Origin of the sequence: Xanthomonas sp. WHRI 8393 (genome assembly GCF_040203315.1) — a bacterium.
GTDB lineage: Bacteria > Pseudomonadota > Gammaproteobacteria > Xanthomonadales > Xanthomonadaceae > Xanthomonas > Xanthomonas arboricola.
This window is the reverse complement of sequence record NZ_JBEGGL010000006.1, coordinates 136,580-152,138: the sequence shown is the minus strand read 5'-3', so window position 1 is coordinate 152,138 and position 15,559 is coordinate 136,580. Positions and strand designations below refer to the sequence as shown.

At 63.1% G+C, this 15,559-nt stretch carries 14 protein-coding genes; 8 read left to right on the top strand and 6 right to left on the bottom strand.

Going from position 1 to position 15,559, the window contains the following annotated elements:
- Nucleotides 1–414 precede the first annotated feature (414 nt).
- The 5 genes from ABQ137_RS18220 (at nt 415) to ABQ137_RS18200 (ending at nt 3,998) form a co-directional block, all read left to right on the top strand.
- The gene (locus tag ABQ137_RS18220) at nt 415–1,410 is read left to right on the top strand and encodes an acyl-CoA dehydrogenase family protein (RefSeq protein ID WP_349783307.1); all 996 of its coding nucleotides are present in this window, start codon (nt 415–417) and stop codon (nt 1,408–1,410) included.
- Nucleotides 1,398–2,159, top strand: a complete 762-nt coding sequence (locus tag ABQ137_RS18215) for a PIG-L deacetylase family protein (RefSeq protein ID WP_081008623.1) — start codon at nt 1,398–1,400, stop codon at nt 2,157–2,159. Before ABQ137_RS18220 ends, ABQ137_RS18215 begins: the two co-directional genes overlap by 13 nt.
- Nucleotides 2,156–2,752, top strand: a complete 597-nt coding sequence (locus ABQ137_RS18210) for a class I SAM-dependent DNA methyltransferase (protein ID WP_054592699.1) — start codon at nt 2,156–2,158, stop codon at nt 2,750–2,752. The genes ABQ137_RS18215 and ABQ137_RS18210 overlap by 4 nt, the downstream gene beginning before the upstream one ends.
- Entirely contained in the window at nt 2,749–3,435 is a 687-nt protein-coding gene (locus ABQ137_RS18205) for a glycosyltransferase family 2 protein (protein WP_349783306.1), read from the top strand. Before ABQ137_RS18210 ends, ABQ137_RS18205 begins: the two co-directional genes overlap by 4 nt.
- Nucleotides 3,436–3,764: 329 nt before the next feature.
- On the top strand, nt 3,765–3,998 hold the full coding sequence (locus ABQ137_RS18200) for a hypothetical protein (protein WP_235175478.1): 234 nt from the start codon (nt 3,765–3,767) through the stop codon (nt 3,996–3,998).
- Nucleotides 3,999–4,019: 21 nt separating this feature from the next.
- Here the strand turns inward: ABQ137_RS18200 and ABQ137_RS18195 are convergent, their stop codons facing one another.
- A complete protein-coding gene (locus tag ABQ137_RS18195) occupies nt 4,020–5,300 on the bottom strand; it encodes a two-component system sensor histidine kinase NtrB (RefSeq protein ID WP_054592697.1) in 1,281 nt (426 codons plus the stop codon).
- Nucleotides 5,301–5,374: 74 nt separating this feature from the next.
- Between ABQ137_RS18195 and ABQ137_RS18190 the strand changes: the two genes are divergently transcribed.
- Nucleotides 5,375–5,743 carry a response regulator gene (locus ABQ137_RS18190; protein ID WP_024940662.1) on the top strand — a complete coding sequence of 123 codons (369 nt, stop codon included), beginning with the start codon at nt 5,375–5,377 and terminating at the stop codon, nt 5,741–5,743.
- Nucleotides 5,744–6,038: 295 nt separating this feature from the next.
- Here ABQ137_RS18190 and ABQ137_RS18185 read toward each other — a convergent pair whose 3' ends face one another.
- The 4 genes from ABQ137_RS18185 to ABQ137_RS18170 form a co-directional block, all read right to left on the bottom strand.
- Nucleotides 6,039–6,725 carry a thermonuclease family protein gene (locus tag ABQ137_RS18185; protein ID WP_349777922.1) on the bottom strand — a complete coding sequence of 229 codons (687 nt, stop codon included), beginning with the start codon at nt 6,723–6,725 and terminating at the stop codon, nt 6,039–6,041.
- A 414-nt stretch (nt 6,726–7,139) separates the two neighbouring features.
- On the bottom strand, nt 7,140–8,465 hold the full coding sequence (locus ABQ137_RS18180; RefSeq protein WP_349783305.1) for a PQQ-dependent sugar dehydrogenase: 1,326 nt from the start codon (nt 8,463–8,465) through the stop codon (nt 7,140–7,142).
- On the bottom strand, nt 8,462–8,878 hold the full coding sequence (locus ABQ137_RS18175; RefSeq protein ID WP_349783328.1) for a hypothetical protein: 417 nt from the start codon (nt 8,876–8,878) through the stop codon (nt 8,462–8,464). Before ABQ137_RS18175 ends, ABQ137_RS18180 begins: the two co-directional genes overlap by 4 nt.
- A gap of 185 nt (nt 8,879–9,063) precedes the next feature.
- A complete protein-coding gene (locus tag ABQ137_RS18170) occupies nt 9,064–9,735 on the bottom strand; it encodes a TraX family protein (protein WP_065031373.1) in 672 nt (223 codons plus the stop codon).
- 999 nt (nt 9,736–10,734) lie between these two features.
- Between ABQ137_RS18170 and ABQ137_RS18165 the strand changes: the two genes are divergently transcribed.
- A complete protein-coding gene (locus ABQ137_RS18165) occupies nt 10,735–11,373 on the top strand; it encodes a carboxymuconolactone decarboxylase family protein (protein ID WP_080689558.1) in 639 nt (212 codons plus the stop codon).
- Between the two features lie 88 nt (nt 11,374–11,461).
- Here the strand turns inward: ABQ137_RS18165 and ABQ137_RS18160 are convergent, their stop codons facing one another.
- A complete protein-coding gene (locus tag ABQ137_RS18160; protein WP_349783304.1) occupies nt 11,462–11,737 on the bottom strand; it encodes a hypothetical protein in 276 nt (91 codons plus the stop codon).
- A 1,024-nt stretch (nt 11,738–12,761) separates the two neighbouring features.
- On the opposite strand from ABQ137_RS18160, the gene ABQ137_RS18155 reads away from it, so the two are divergent.
- On the top strand, nt 12,762–15,545 hold the full coding sequence (locus ABQ137_RS18155) for a S8 family serine peptidase (RefSeq protein ID WP_349783303.1): 2,784 nt from the start codon (nt 12,762–12,764) through the stop codon (nt 15,543–15,545).
- The last annotated feature ends 14 nt before the right edge of the window (nt 15,546–15,559 follow it).

Below are 15,559 nucleotides of genomic sequence, written 5' to 3'. Positions count from 1 at the left end.
AAGCGGGAGCAGCGTTCCCGGTGTGCCGGCCTGCGCAGCGCCATCGTGCGGTGGGAGAAACCGATCACGGCAGGCGCAACGTGCAGCGTCCTCTGTCGCCTGGCCGAAGACATGCCTGCAATCCACGTGCAGACGTTCCGGCGCATCGGCATGGCTGCAAAAGGCGATGCGGCCGTCGGGCCGCACCAGGATCGACGCGCCGGCATGCACCGTCCAATCGGCGGTGGGCGCAGCGCCATCCAGATCCGAGAATGCGCTCGCGTCGTCGGGCTGCGGCAGGGCCGCGGCTGCCTTCTGAATATCGATTTGCGCAGCAAGTTGCAGTGGTTTCCTTGCGCTTCTGTTCGCTTCTCACGTCGAGAACCGTTGTCACGCGTCACACCCCTTGCACCGTGCGCTGCTTAGCGTGGCCCGATGAGCGCACGTATTTCATCGCACACCCTTGCCTTTGCATCGCACACGGACTCAGCCCGCACCGACGGACTCAAGCAGTCGATTGCGGACAAGTGGCTACACATACATCCGACGCTGCCACTTCCCGGGCGTGGTCTCACCCTGGGGCGCTGGCAGACGCTTGCCGATATCGCGGCAGACGACCTGTGCGCGGCCAAGTTCCTGGAAGCGCATTACGACGCGCAAGCCATCTGTGCCGATCTGGGGGTGGACCTCATCACGCCGACCCAGCGTTGGGCGGTGTGGGCGGCCGAGCCGCCCGGCTCGGATATGCGTTTTTCCGGACAAGTGCTCAACGGCACCAAGGCGTGGTGTTCGGGTGCGGCGCAAGTGACGCATGCGCTGGTAACGACGCGCCATGCAGGCGCCAGTTGCCTGTTTGCCGTGGCGCTGGATCAGCCCGGCATTCAGATCGACAACAGTGCGTGGCAGGCAGTCGGCATGCAAGGCATCGAGACGGCCAATGTTCGCTTCTCCGATACGCCAGCGCGGCAGATTGGCGCAGGTGATGCGTACCTGACCCGACCTGGATTCTGGCACGGCGGTGCCGGCATCGCCGCGTGCTGGTTCGGCGCCACCGTTGCGGTTGCCGATGTGCTGCGTGCCTCTGCGCGTGTGAGCAAGGATCCGCATGCCGCCGCGCATCTGGGCGCCATCGATACAGGCCTGGCATCTGCAGCTGCGTTGTTGCGTCAGCTGGCAACGCGCATCGACGCGCAGCCGGAACAGGCACATCTGCGTGGCGTCCTGCAGGTACGCAGTGTGGTCGAAGCGGTGGCGCGCGACACGCTGGATCGGGTCGCGCGTGCGTTGGGGCCAGGCCCGCTGTGCGGCAACCGCGCACATGCGCAGCGTTGCGCCGACCTGTCGGTGTTTATTCGGCAGCATCACGCAGAACGCGACCTGCAGGCCCTGGGCGAGTTATGCCAACAGGAGACATTGCCTTGGAAGATCTAGCCGGGCAGCCCATCGAGGGCACAGGCACGCCGGAAACAGCATGGCGCTACGCGCCGTACCTGAGCGAGCTGCCACGCGTCACGCTGTCGCAACTGATGCAAGGTAGCCAGCGCCTGGTGGTGGTGGCACCGCACCCGGACGACGAGGTGCTTGGATGTGGCGGGTTGATTGCCGCCGCGCGTGCCGCAGGCGTACCGGTGTTGATCGTCGCGCTGACCGATGGGGAGCAGGCCTACCCCGACGAACCCGGCTGGCAGCCACAGGTGCTGGGCCCGGCGCGGCGCCTGGAACTGGATGCCGCCGTGCAGCAGTTGGGTGTAGTGCCTGGCGCATTGACCCATCTCGCACTGGGCGATGGCGCGCTGGCGGCATGCGAAGCGCGCATGGCACAGGCCCTCGGTGATCTGATCACTGCGCAGGACACGGTGCTGGTGACCTGGGAGCGCGATGGCCATCCGGATCATGAGGCGGCGTCGCGCGCGACCCATGTCGCGTGCAAGGCGCAGTCGGCGCGGCGTCTGCAATATCCGGTCTGGGCGTGGCATTGGTCGCGTCCGGAAGACGGGGTATTTGCCGATGGCACTGCCGTGCGCTTCGATCTATCGCCTGCGGTGCTGAGTGCCAAGCAGCGCGCCATTGCGTGCTTTGCCACCCAGTTGGGCCACTGCACGCCACCCGTTGCAGAGCCGATTCTGCCGCCGCCGGTGCTGGAGCGCTTTGCGCGGCCGTTCGAGGTCTTCATCCGATGACCGCGCTGAGCGTTGAGCACTTTGAGCAGATGTACGCCGATGCAGACCCGTTCGGTTATCGCTCGCGCTGGTACGAGCAGCGCAAGCGCGACATCCTGCTCGGTGCCCTGCCCTATCCGAGGTTCGCGCGTGGCTGGGAATTTGGCTGTTCCAATGGCGAGCTAACCGCGCAGCTGGCGCAGCGCTGTGACACGCTGCTGGCGACGGATCTGTCGCAGCAGGCGGTCGAGCTGGCGAGCGTGCGGCTGCAGGCACTGCCTGCGGTCACGCTGCAGCAGGCGGCGCATCCGTCGGATTGGCCGGAGGGGCTGTTCGACCTGATCGTCTTCAGTGAGGTGGGTTATTACCTGGACGCCGCGGCTTTCGAAAAAACCGTGGCGTTGTTCGCCCGCTCGCTCACCGCCAACGGCTGCCTTGTGGCATGTCACTGGCGGCACGACTTCGATGGCGCGTTGCGCAGCGCCGAGCAGGTCCACAGCGCGCTGAACCAGGTATTGGCGATGGACACGCTGTGCTGCTACCAGGATGCGGACTTCGTGTTGCAGGCCTGGATGTCCGGGCCGTCGATTGCGCAACAGGAGCAGCTGCGATGATCGCGGTCACCATTCCGGCGCATAACGAAGCGGATCTGATCGGCAAGTGCCTGCAGTCCATTCTGGTGGCAGCCGCGCACCCGCATTTGGCGGGAGAGCGCGTGGAAATCCATGTCGCGCTCGACCGCTGCAGCGACGGCACCGGCGCAATTGCACGCGCGCACGGCGTAAGAACCGTCACTACCGCAGGTGGTGTCGGCATTGCGCGTGCAGCGGCGGCATCGGCCGCGATTGCGCGCGGGGCACGCTGGCTTGCGTTTACCGATGCCGACACCTGCGTGCCGCCGGACTGGCTTTCGGCACAGCTCGATTGCGCGGCGGATGTGTTCTGCGGCGTGGTGGAGGTGACCGACTGGCACGATTTCCGTCCCGAAACACGGCAGGCCTTCCTGGCCAAGGAAATCCGCCGCGATGGGCATCCGCATGTGCATGGCGCCAATCTCGGCATGAGTGTGGCTGCGTACGTGGCCGCCGGTGGTTTTTCTGCGCTCAAGTGCAGCGAAGACGTGGCGCTGGTTTCGGCGCTAGAGCGCGCAGGCATGCAGATTGCCCGCCTGGTCAAGCCGGTCGTCAATACCAGCGCTCGCCGCATCGCCCGCGCGAGCGGCGGATTCAGCGATCATCTGGCCCGCCTGGAAATGGCCGTCCTGGCTGGCGAGCCGGTACTGGAGAGTCAGGTCTAGCCATCGTGTACATCGTCAGATGTGTCCAGCAACAAGCAGACGTGGTGATGGCCGATGCTGGAGACGATCGCCCGTGGAAACATCGCAGATAACCCCGTGACTGCCGTTGCCCGATCGTTTCGGCGCGACAAGCAATCGCGACATTGAAGCCCGCATTTATTTGCATAAGCGGGCTGTGCATAAACCACCGCGATTGTGCTCTTCCGATTCCAGGCTACCTGCAGATCATTATCCGCGCTGCTTGCAAATCGAAAACATAGCGATCAAGGTGCAATTGCTCCTCGACTTCATGCAATCGCTTCACGCCGGCCATTACCGCTACCGAGGTCATGATGGACTCCACGATGTTCCGGCAGATTGGTCGTTATCGATTGACTGCACATACGGTTCCGTTGGACGGCGTCTTCTTCCCGGAGATTCTGGTGTCGTTCGACGATGGGATCACCTTGTATGGGCACAGGCGCGAGATGCGATTCGACACGCAACTTGCCGCGCACCACTATGCCAGACAATGGATGGGCAGATGCACCGTGACGCCGCTAGGTATTCTCGAGAGTATCTAGGCGTCGCCGGCATCTCTGATGTCAGCAACCAGTCGGCTCCGCCGCCGGGAAGCCAAGCGTGAAACAGGCGCCCTGCCCTGGCATCGACTGCACTTCGATATAGCCGTCGGCCTGCCTGACCGCCCCATCCACTTGTGCCAAGCCCAGCCCGGTGCCCTTGCCTGCCGGTTTGGTGGTGAAGTAGGCGTCGAACAGCTGATCGCGGATCTCCGGTGCAATGCCGCTGCCATTGTCCTGGACAGAGAGGGTGACATAATCGCCGGCGCGACGACCGGCAGCATCCACATCTGCTAGCGTCCGCGTCGCCACCGTGATGCAGACCCTGCCAGGCACCGCGCAGACATCGCGCGCATTGATCACCAGGTTCAACAAGGCCCGTTCCAGCGTGTGTGGATCCGCCAGTACGGCACTGTCGCAAGTCGTGGTCTCCCACTCGACCAATACCGCAGCGCCTGCCGCCTGTTGAAGCAGGGGCAGCAGGCGCGCGACTAGCGCATTGAGCTCGACGCGTTCGGGAGCATAAGGATGCTTGCGCGCGAAGCCCAGCAGGCGTTGCGCCATGACCGAGCCCTGCTGCAGAGCGGTCTCTGCCATGCGCAAAATCTTCTGATCCGCTTCGCCAAGGGCGCCGCGCGACTGAACCACATCGATGGCAGCGCCCGCAGTTTGCAGCACGTTGTTCAGGTCGTGAACGACACCGGCCAACAGTTGCCCCACAGCCTCACCCTCCTGCGCTCGCTCGGCCACGCGCTCGGCCAGGCGCTGCGCGGCACGTGCAATATCCAGCTCGACCTCAATGCTTGGAGACTGCGCCTCTGCACGTACTTGGTCGTGCGTCGCCGCTGCAGCAGGCTCAACGTGATGGATTGCAGACTCGGTGCGGGCCTGCAGCGTCTGGTTGAGCGTGCGTAGTGCCAGTTGCGACTGCCGGCGTTCGGTGATGTCGCGATTGACCGCCAGCACCCCCTCGATCTTGCCATCCGCGTTACGCAGCGGGCTTGTCGACACCAACCAGCTCTGGAGCTGCCCGTCTGCATTCGTACATTCGGTCTCGAACTGCTGCGACTCGCCGCGCTCGGCAGCGGCGAGCGCCTGCCGCACGCGCGGCCTGAATCGCTTCGGCCATAACGACACCCAGGGCAGACCCACCACAGAGGCGGCATCGACAAACGCCACACGCGCCAGACCATGCGCGTTGACGAACCTGACGCGTCCGTCCAAGGCAATTTCCTTGATGGAATCCAGTGACAGCTCGACGACCTGTCGGTAGCGATGGTCGGGAAAGTCCTGCGTGCTGTTCATGGTTCTCAAATCGATCACGTGTTTTTCGCGTGGGAAACGTAGTGTGATGCATGCATCCTCAGAAAACCTGCTTTATGGGCTCTACAAACGAAAAACTGATTCTTGTCGTCGAGGACGATGCTGACACGCTCGAGTTGGCCACACTGCTGCTGACCGAGAGCGGTTATGCGGTCGTCACCGCAACCGATGCGCAGGGCGCGCTGGAGCATATCGATAAGCACCCGGCGATCGCGCTGGTTTTTACCGATCTGCAGATGCCGGGGCTATTGGATGGATACGGCCTGATTTCGTATCTGCGCGCGGATGGCAACAATCTGCCGGCGATCCTGACATCGGGTCTGGGGCATTCCCCCAATGGGTTACCCAGCCGGACGACGTTTTTAAGCAAGCCCTACACACGCCGCAGCCTGGTGCAGAATATCGAGGCTTTTGTCGGGCATTAGAGCGGCCAACAGAACTACTGCGCGGCCGTCAGGCGGGCGCGCCCGGTGCTCGGAATCGGCATCACTCCTACGCTTGGGGTTCAGAGTCCCTCGTCCATAGCACCGACGAACGTTGGCTATGTTTTGTCAGCCGCTCTTGGCGTGACGGTCAGCATGCAGCTCACAGCTTGCGGCGCATGTGCATGTTTCAGGTGTGGTGATTGCGCCGCGCTGGGTTGGTTGACCAAAACACCCAGCAGGATCGACAAGCGTCGCGATCAGCTGCTCGACGCTGGATCGCACACCTTGCCAGCCATCAGCGCGCCGCGCGTCGCCAGCCTGCATTGATCGCTTCCTGGCTTGTGCAGAAAAAACGCTCGCCCTTGGCAGGTGAGATGCTGGTCCGCGTGTAATCGCGTTGCCCGGGCATATGGAAGATCTTGCTGCCCTTGCTGGAAATATTGCCCTTGATGGTGCAGTGCGCAGGCGTTTGCGTCTGCACTGCGGCCTGAGCCCGCTGTGTCGATTGCGTGCGCTTGCCGCGTCGGTAATCAGCAGGCATCTGAAAGCTGCCGGCCCAGAGGTTGCGCCGTTGTTGCTGCGCGTTGCGCTCGTCGGCAACGAACGCGGTGGCGTACTCGCGGTAGGCCACCGCCCAACCGGATTGCACCATCCAGCGGTTGACCGACTGCCCCTGCACATAGCACTCGGCCACGATCCGTCCATAGCGATCGGTGTCCTTGGGTTGGCAGCGAACCGTCTTGTCGAGCAGGTAGCCATCCAGTGCGGCAGCGGAACGTCGGCCGCAAGGCCAGGCGCTGCCAGCGTTGCTGGTGCATTGCTGCGCGCTTTCCGGTGCATCGATGCCCCACAGGCGGATACGTTTCTGCGCGACAGTGATGGTGTCGCCATCGGTCACGGTTGCCCGGCCGACCAGCTCCGCTGCGATAAGAGGTGAAGCGAAGAGCGTCACGACAACAACCACCGAACATCTGAACAACATCAACAACAAGCCTCGGGTGATCGGCAGAGCGTGTTCCGTCTGTTCTTGCCTTGGTGATTGCGTCTAGCCGGTTGGCTCACCAGAGGTCCATCGCACTGATGCCTGCGTCGTCCAGGTCGACGCGGGGGCCGGCACTGTATGTCAACGGGACGGCGATGCCTATCCCTTGTGCTGGTCCGCCAAGACGGTGCCGCGCTTGGTATTCATCGACGCACATCCCTAACAGTTGCATTCGAGGCCAATCAATCGCGATGCTGATAGACGGCCAACAGAGGCTCGTGCCTTGAAGACCGGCGCCTCTGAAAAGTTAGGTTGTTCCCGATAAGCCCTACAGGTAGCCCTGCCCCGCACCCCGGCGCAGGTAACACATCAAATACTGCCCGGTTCTTTGCAGAACCGGGTAGACAGGCAGGCTTACTGTGCAGCCGCTTGCGGCGCGACAGGCGCCGCATCCGGCGTCACTCGCCAGATCGTATTGGCCAGGTCGTCCGCGACGATCAATGCACCACGTGGATCGAGCGTGACACCGACTGGGCGGCCGCGTGTCAGGCCATCGTCGCCATGGAAACCGGAGACGAAGTCGATCGGGTCGCCTGCAGGGCGGCCGTCGCGGAACGGCACGAACACCACCTTGTAGCCCACCGGCGGGTCGCGATTCCAGCTGCCGTGCTCACCGACGAACATACCGTCGGCAAACTGCATTCCCATCGTGGCCGCCGAAAACGCGACACCGAGTGCGGCCACATGCGAGCCCAGCGCGTAGTCGGGCACGATAGCCGAGGCGACCTTCTGCGGATCCTGCGGCATGACCCGCGTGTCCACGTTCTTGCCCCAGTAGCTGTAGGGCCAGCCGTAGAAGCCGCCTTCACGTACCGAGGTGAGGTAGTCGGGCACCAGATTCGGGCCGATCTCGTCGCGCTCGTTGACTACCGCCCACAGTGCGCCACTGCCGGGCTGGATCGCCAATGCCGTGGGATTGCGCAGCCCGGTGGCATAGCTCTTGTGGGCGCCGGTTGCCGGATCCACCTGCCAGACCTGGGCGCGGTCGACTTCGGCAATCATGCCGCGCTCGGTGATGTTGCTGTTGGAGCCGATCGCAACATACAGATAGCGTCCATCGGCACTGGCGGTCAGGGCCTTGGTCCAGTGATGGTTGAGGGCTGACGGCAAGTCGGTGACCTTGCTGGGCGCAGCGCTGGCCTTGGTCTGCCCTTGCTGATAATCAAAACGCACCAGCGCGTCCTGATTTGCCACGTACAGCGCGTTGCCGATCAGCGCCAGGCCATACGGCGCATTGAGCTTGTCGGCAAACACGGTCTTCAGTTCATAGGTGCCGTCGCCATCGGCATCGCGCAACAGCGTCAGCCGGTTGCCGCTCTTGACCGAGGTGTTGCCCTTGGCCTTGATCGCACCGGCAATCACGTCCTTGGGCTTGAGGTTGGGTGCATTGCCGCCGCGGCCTTCGGCGACCAGGATGTCGCCATTGGGCAACACCAGCGTCTGGCGTGGGATGCCCAGACCGGTGGCGATTGCAGTGATGCGGTAACCCGCGGGCACGGTGGGCTTGCGCTCGCCCCAGGCTGCCGGCTCGGCGATGGTCATGTCGGGCAGCAGGCCGCGATCCGGCGCAGGCAGCTCGGGACTGGCGCCGTGTTGTTTGAGCTCGGGCGCCTTGCCGCAGGAAGCGAGTGCGGCGGCGAGAATGGAAACCGACAGGACGGTAACGGCATGACGCTTCATCGGGCACCTCCCACGTGGAGGCTGGATAGCCCCGACCAGGTTGCAACGAGCGCGAATGCGGTCGCAATCGCAGAAAACACCAGTGCCGCCGGCATGATGGCCCAGGCATCGCGTGCATGATGCAGGGCGTCGAAGAAGCCGACAATCCATGCGGCACCGAGCGCAATTACATAGATCAGGTTGCGGCTTCCGCGAACGAAGCCGACGATCGCGCACAGCAAGGCGATGGTGGTCAATACCATCGCGCCGATCAGCAGCCACGCAGCAAAGTTGGCCCACTGGATCTGATGACTGCTCCAGTACGCGTAGTCGCTCAGCAAGGCACCGAGAAACAGCGGCCACACACCGCCGAGCACGGCTGCATGGAACGGATGGATGGCCCAGGATCGGGCGGGCATGGCAGTTGAATTCATGGCGGACTCATCGGGCGCGTTGGTGAAACGTGCCCCGATGCTGCCAGCTGCCACGTGATGAGCGCGGTGATGCTGGGTCTTCTCTGCGCGATGGCTGCTCTGACGCGGAATCCGTCATGCCCCGGGTTCAGACCTCGTGGCCCAAGACTATCGGTCCAAAACAGCATCCACAGCGCGGGGCGCGGCTAACTTACTGTCCAGATGAGGCCGATCACGGCCAAGTGCGCAACGTAATAACCATAAAACGCCCAACGTAGCCGGGGTAGCGGTAATTGCAGCCTGCCGAGCTGCATCAGCGGAAGTGCCAACAAGGCCCAACCATTGCCGTTGTTCCAACACAACAGTCCCATGCAGATCCACAACCTCCACGGCAATTTGGCTAAAGTCGGTTTTGTAGAAGCCAGGCCGACAAGTGACTGCAGCGTTCCGCCAGTGCGAAACCAGCTCCATGCCGCCCCTACAAGCCAAACTCCGATCCATTGATAGTCGACGGCCAGCGGCGCAAGCAGTCCAAGAAACGAGGCCAGCAGCCAGCGGCGATCTTGTATTGACCAGACGAGACAAGTCGCAAGTGCGAAGGTGAAAAGGATGTTGACCGGCAGCAGGAAACCAAATGCCCATACGTGGAACGGCTGTGCAATGAGCCCCCAGCCAGCCAGCCGCTTTACCGACTTCGCGTAGTCGGTTCCAGGTTGCGCGAGATTGAAGGCCATGATCAAAGCGAAAACTGGGAAGGCTATGCGTCCGAGTTCAGATAAAACCGGTACATAGCCATCCAGCAGTGCCTTGACTACATGATCGAAGGTCATAAAAACAAGCGCAATCCATTTCAGGAGCTCCCTGCCGCTACTTGTCATGTTGCCTCTCAAATGTCGTGCTGCAGCAGCCGCAAAACTGCGCACTTGGACAGCCATGGAAGGTGCGGCCAATCCCATCACCATCGCCGCGTGAATTTTTCATCAATCAACTACCGGTAGAAGAACGGTTGTAACTCAAACCGAGCAGGCAATCACCCGCTCTTTGACACAGGCAGCTGATGTGGCTTCTCAACCTGCTGGATTTGTCGCTGCAAAAGCCGACGACAGAATAGTGGAATGTAGGCGCTCTGGCGTGGCGGGCATGGAGACATCCAGCCCCTTCCAAGGCTGCGCTGCTCAAGCAAAACCGAAACCACTCATCCTGCCGAGCGACCGCTGGACCGCTGCCATGACCACAGGTCATAGAAAGATGTGCGTGCTCCAGGCCGCTCTCTACGCTGGGCTCCATCCACTGGAGGAGCAGACAGATGAAAGCATTCGCAATGATGTTGCTGGCAACCGCGTTGACCATGACCGACACGACCAGCATGCCCGGCCAGCGCCGCTTCAAACAGGGACACAGAATAGGACCGTACCGATGCGATTGCACGAGCTGCATGGCCAGGACTAGCACTGATTCCCTGCCCCGGCGGTTTCGTCAGCAGTACGCATCCAGGATGGCTTGAATTCCAATGCGCGTTCGCAGTGATGAGCGCCATTCATAGGACCATGCAAGCTGGATGGATGGAGCGGCGTTGCATCTGCCTCATGCTGCTTGTCGGTACGTATGGCAAGGAGACGGCGATGAAAAACGCAAGCGTGGTGCGTTCGATTCGACATGGTGTGCGCGCAGCTGGGGCGCCATCTGCATCGCACGGTCCGGCAGTGGATGCTTGGATTCGCGTTGCCTTGCCCCTAGATCGGTGGAGAGATGCGATGCCATGCGCGAGCGCGCTGCGCCGCGCGCTCCCCTCCATGGCTGCGCTGTTGTTGGGCGCAGTTGCCCTGCTCTCTGTTGCCCCCTCCCCCGCGGCAGCACATCCTTCGGAGATCACGTCCATGACGACACACGCCACCTTGTCGCCCAGCCAGCAGGCCATTGCGCCAATTGCCGCGTTTGCGGCCACCGGCGATATCGACCGCTTGAACACCGCATTGGAGGCGGGCCTCGATGCTGGCTTGAGCATCAGCGACTGCAAGGAGGTACTGGTCCAACTGTATGCATATGCCGGGTTTCCGCGCAGCCTCAATGCACTGGCCGCGCTGATGCAGGTCGTCGATGCACGCAAGCAGCGCGGCATCGCCGATGCGCCGGGACACGAGCCCGGCCCGGTACCGAGCGGCGATGCGCTGCTGGCGCTGGGCACCGCCAACCAGACCCGTCTGGCCGGTGCGCCGGTGACCGGGCCGTTGTTTGCGTTTGCGCCGGCAATCGATCAGTACCTCAAGACGCATCTGTTCGGCGACATCTTTGCCCGCGACAACCTGGATTGGGTGAGCCGTGAACTGGCCACGATCAGCGTGCTCGCCGCCCTGGAAGGCGTGGAGGCGCAACTGCAGTCGCATTTGAAGATCGGCTTGAACATCGGCGTGACCGAGGCGCAGCTGCACGAACTGGCCAAGGTGCTGGACAAGCGCGTCGGTGCGGCCGCCGGCACACGCGCCAAGGCGGCACTGGCCAAAGCCAGGGCCCAATGAGCCTGCGGCGGGGTTCGACAACCGCAGCGCGTGCTGCCGGCGCGAATGCGGCTTCCCACGGCAGCACGTCGAAACCGATCGGGCCCCGCTAAAGCGGCGCCGGGCCAGCCGCCAGCCCCGGCCGCCCACCGGCCTGCTTGACGATCAACTGGCCGATGTATTGCTCGGCCAGCCTGGTGCCGATCTCCAGCGCGGTCTGCAGCGAGCCGAAGGTGGGCGCGGCCGGCAGCGGTACGGGATGCCCACAGACCTGCAAGGTCTCCAACACGATGCGCCGATGCCCGAGCTGTAGAGCGACCACGCGGTACGGCAGGCCCTGGTCGGTGCCTTCCGTGGACATTCTTTCGGTGCAGTGGGTACTCATCGGGCTCGAGCATAGCTGTGATGCCCAAATTTGGCGGCGCGGCAACTTGAACAATTTATGCAGACGCTAGCGCAGCGCCAGCGGCGCACTCCCGACAGAACCGCTGCGGCCTGAACAGGCTCGGCCATGCCGCGATGACACCGATGTCGCACCTTGCGCGGCACACGCAGCGGCGCCAATAAGAACAGCATCAGAATAATCGGCTCTAGGGGAACGCCGAACGTTGGGTTCTTTCCCCAAAAGATCGGCTTGAATATTCTCCCAGCATTCAGCTTGATGGCCTGAAGCGAGGATGTGCCTGTCTCGATGTTTCACTCGGCGCACTGAATATCCAGCGTTTCTTCGAGCATGTCCCTTTGCGCATTTCATGCAGGAAAAGCGGGGAATTGGGCACAATGGCAGGGTTCGCTCGCTTTTGGTCAATATAAATGCGGTGGATATATTCGTTCTGCAGCAGAAAATTTAATATAACTTCGATGTCACTGCGATAAAACTCATCCGATCAGGCCTGATACAGACGAGTCCGTTAGAGCTGCTAACTTACAGTCGAATCCGCTACACCGTGTGGGCAATTTACCGACATCTTCGACGCATTTCCTGATTACCTGCGATAGTCATCGCATTTAGGATTGCCGCCCCCGGAGATTCGTGACGACTTATTGTCGCGTTCGCTCTGACATTTCCTTGCAGTCGAGCCTGATAAGGCGCTTTTTAATCTGTTTTGGCTATGGACTAAATCGCAAAACCCTATGCGGGATGTTTTTCTCTGAATAGCAACTGTCCGTTCATGTTTTAGAGTTTACCGGTAGCGCCGTTAAACAATCTCGCAAGCACATGGTTCGATGCATCGGCGCATCACCGTGTTATCCGGAGCGCTTATCTGAGGGGACAGATTCGCGGCGGATAAAGTGAATAACGCGTGAAATCCAACGCCACACCGGCTTTTCCCGGTGCTGGAATCGTCTGCGCCAAATTTTAGAATTTTTGCAGTTGCGGCGCGCTAATTACCGGAATCGACCAACCCATGAATCGCTCGCTACTCGCAACCACGATCGCCTCCTGCCTTGTCCTGACTGCCTGTGGCGGCGGTGGCGGTGGCGGCAATGTCCGCAGTGACCCACCGCAGACCACGGTGGTCGCCCCGACGCCGTCCACTCCCCCAGCGCCCACCACGCCCACGACTCCAACGACTCCAACGACGCCGGACACCACCGCGGCCGACCCGCTGCCGAACACCGCGCCGACGCCGGCACCTGCCCCCGCCCGCTACCAGGGCCTGGCCAGCAACCTGCTGGTGCCGACCAATGCGGATCTGGCACAACAGGCCGGCGCCAAGGGTCAGGGCGTCAAGCTGGCGGTGCTGGACGACAACCTCTATGGCAGCTACGCGCCGATCAGCGGCAAGGTCGATACCTCCAACGATTACACCGACACCCCCGGCACCCCGGAATCCGCATCGAACGCGTTGCGCGGCCACGGCACCGTCGTCTCGGCATTGGTGCTGGGCACCGCCCAGGACGGCTTCGCCGGCGGTGTCGCGCCGGATGCGGACCTGTTCTATGCGCGCACCTGCGCCGAAAACTCCTGCGGTACCCAGCAGACCCGCCGCGCGGCGGTGGACCTGGCGGCAGCCGGCGTGCGCATCGCCAATCTGTCGATCGGCGCCTCGTATGCAGATGCAGCCAGCAGTGCCAATGCCGCACTGGCCTGGAAGTATGCGCTGACCCCGCTGGTGCAGGCCGATGCGCTGATCGTGGCCGCCACCGGCAACGAAGGCGCGGCAGAAGCCTCCTACCCGGCGGCGACGCCGGTGCAGGAAGCCAGTCTGCGCAACAACTGGCTGGCCGTGGGCGCGGTCAACATCGACAGCGCCGGCAATGCCGCCGGCCTGACCAGCTATTCCAACCATTGCGGCGCCGCCGCACAGTGGTGCCTGGTGGCGCCGGGCAGCTACTTCGCACCCGCGCTGGCCGGCACCGAGCTGCAGGGCCAGATCGCCGGCACCTCGTTCTCCACGGCCGCTGTAAGCGGCATCGCGGCGCAGGTGCTGGGCGTGTATCCGTGGATGAGCGCTTCCAACCTGCAGCAGACCCTGCTGACCACCGCCACTGACCTGGGCGACCCCGGCGTGGATGCGCTGTACGGCTTCGGCCTGGTCAATGCGGCCAAGGCGATCAAGGGCCCGGGCCAGTTCGCCAGCAACTGGGCGGCGAATGTGACCTCCGGCTACGACAGCACCTTCAGCAATGACATCTCCGGCGCCGGCGGCCTGACCAAGAACGGCGCCGGCAGGCTCACGCTCAGCGGCAACAACACCTACACCGGCGGCACCAGCGTCAGCGACGGCGTGCTCGCACTGTCGGGCAGCCTGCGTTCGGATGTCATTGTGCTCAACTCGGCCACGTTCGAATCGCGCGGCGGTGTCATCAACGGCGGCTACAGCCTGGCCAACAACACCGGCACCACCGCCATCGAATTGGGCAAGGGCTTGACCGTCACCGGCCAGGCCAGCCTGAAGGGCAACCTGCTGTTGCTGCCGGAAGCGGCTGGCTACAACGTCGGCAGCAGCGAGAAGATCGTCAAGGCCGGCGCGCTGCAGGGCACCTTCGACCGCGTGCAGTACGCCAACAACTTCTTCTGGACTGCTTCGCTCGCCTACGACCCCACCACCGTCACCGCCACGTTGACCCGCAATGCCTCCGCTGCCAGCGCGCAGGCGGCCGGTGCGCCGCAGTCGGTGGTCAACGGTGCCACGCAGGCCGATACGCTGGTCAAGGTGCTGGATACGCGTGTGGCCTCCGGCGATACGGATAATCTGGGTGGCCTGATCAGCGCCACCGGCGCGCTGCTGGCCGCCAACGATGCGCAGGTTGCCGCATCGCTGCCGACCCTGGCCGGCCAGGTACACGGCATCGAGCGCACGCTGGGCTTCCAGTCGGCACTCAACGATGCACGCGTGGCGGCCGATCGCCTGCCCTACCTGGCCGACACCACCACGCTGACCACCTGGATGCAGGGCAGCTATCTGGACGGCGAACTGGGCGGCAAGGGTTTCGACTCGGCCGATTACACCCAGCAGGCCACCACCGTCGGCGTGGATCTGCCGATGGGCAGCGCCGGCACCATCGTGGGTGCGGCGCTGAGTTCGGGGCAGGACCGTGCGCACATCGATGCGTCGGCCAGCCGCCTGCGCTCGGACCGTTACGCGATGACCGCGTATCTGTATCAGCCGATCGGCCAGGCGTATGTGTCCGGGATCGGTTCCTACGGCATGAGCAATGTGGACACCGAACGCACGGTGCAGGCCGGCAGCATCGGCGAGCGCCTGCAGGATCGCCGCCACGATACCAACTGGTCGCTGCGTGCCGAAGTCGGCCTGATGCCGCAGGCAGGGCTGTCGCCGTTCATTGCCGCAGGCGTGGTCAGCCAGACCCAGGATGCCTTCAGCGAAGCCTCGGCCACCGGGCTGGGGTTGAGCGCCAACAGCGACACGTTGCGTGCCGGCTATGGCGAGGTGGGTGTGCGCGGTCATCTGGTGCGCGGCAAGTGGGGCTTCGATGGCTTGATCGCCTACCGTTCGCTGCTCGGCAATCCGAACTCGGACTTCACCGCCTGGTTCACCGGTCTGCCGGAAGCGCGCTTCAACGTGGCCGGCGAGCCGGTGTCCAAGCAGTCGGCGCGTGCGTCGGTGGGCGTGCGTTACCAGCTCAACGATGCCTTCTCCATCTATGGCAACGTGGGCGCCGAGCGCGGTCGTTCCGATGCCAACAGCATCAATGCCAATGTCGGCTTGCGCTGGCAGTTCTGATCGCGACCGGCACC

What these genes read in the sequence shown, in the direction of transcription:
- ABQ137_RS18220 (WP_349783307.1), top strand. Translation starts at nt 415, where the DNA reads ATGAGCGCACGTATTTCATCGCACACCCTTGCCTTTGCATCGCACACG.
- ABQ137_RS18210 (WP_054592699.1), top strand. Translation starts at nt 2,156, where the DNA reads ATGACCGCGCTGAGCGTTGAGCACTTTGAGCAGATGTACGCCGATGCA.
- ABQ137_RS18205 (WP_349783306.1), top strand. Translation starts at nt 2,749, where the DNA reads ATGATCGCGGTCACCATTCCGGCGCATAACGAAGCGGATCTGATCGGC.
- ABQ137_RS18200 (WP_235175478.1), top strand. Translation starts at nt 3,765, where the DNA reads ATGATGGACTCCACGATGTTCCGGCAGATTGGTCGTTATCGATTGACT.
- ABQ137_RS18195 (WP_054592697.1), bottom strand. Translation starts at nt 5,300, where the DNA reads ATGAACAGCACGCAGGACTTTCCCGACCATCGCTACCGACAGGTCGTC.
- ABQ137_RS18190 (WP_024940662.1), top strand. Translation starts at nt 5,375, where the DNA reads ATGGGCTCTACAAACGAAAAACTGATTCTTGTCGTCGAGGACGATGCT.
- ABQ137_RS18185 (WP_349777922.1), bottom strand. Translation starts at nt 6,725, where the DNA reads ATGTTGTTCAGATGTTCGGTGGTTGTTGTCGTGACGCTCTTCGCTTCA.
- ABQ137_RS18180 (WP_349783305.1), bottom strand. Translation starts at nt 8,465, where the DNA reads ATGAAGCGTCATGCCGTTACCGTCCTGTCGGTTTCCATTCTCGCCGCC.
- ABQ137_RS18175 (WP_349783328.1), bottom strand. Translation starts at nt 8,878, where the DNA reads ATGAATTCAACTGCCATGCCCGCCCGATCCTGGGCCATCCATCCGTTC.
- ABQ137_RS18170 (WP_065031373.1), bottom strand. Translation starts at nt 9,735, where the DNA reads ATGACAAGTAGCGGCAGGGAGCTCCTGAAATGGATTGCGCTTGTTTTT.
- ABQ137_RS18165 (WP_080689558.1), top strand. Translation starts at nt 10,735, where the DNA reads ATGACGACACACGCCACCTTGTCGCCCAGCCAGCAGGCCATTGCGCCA.
- ABQ137_RS18160 (WP_349783304.1), bottom strand. Translation starts at nt 11,737, where the DNA reads ATGAGTACCCACTGCACCGAAAGAATGTCCACGGAAGGCACCGACCAG.
- ABQ137_RS18155 (WP_349783303.1), top strand. Translation starts at nt 12,762, where the DNA reads ATGAATCGCTCGCTACTCGCAACCACGATCGCCTCCTGCCTTGTCCTG.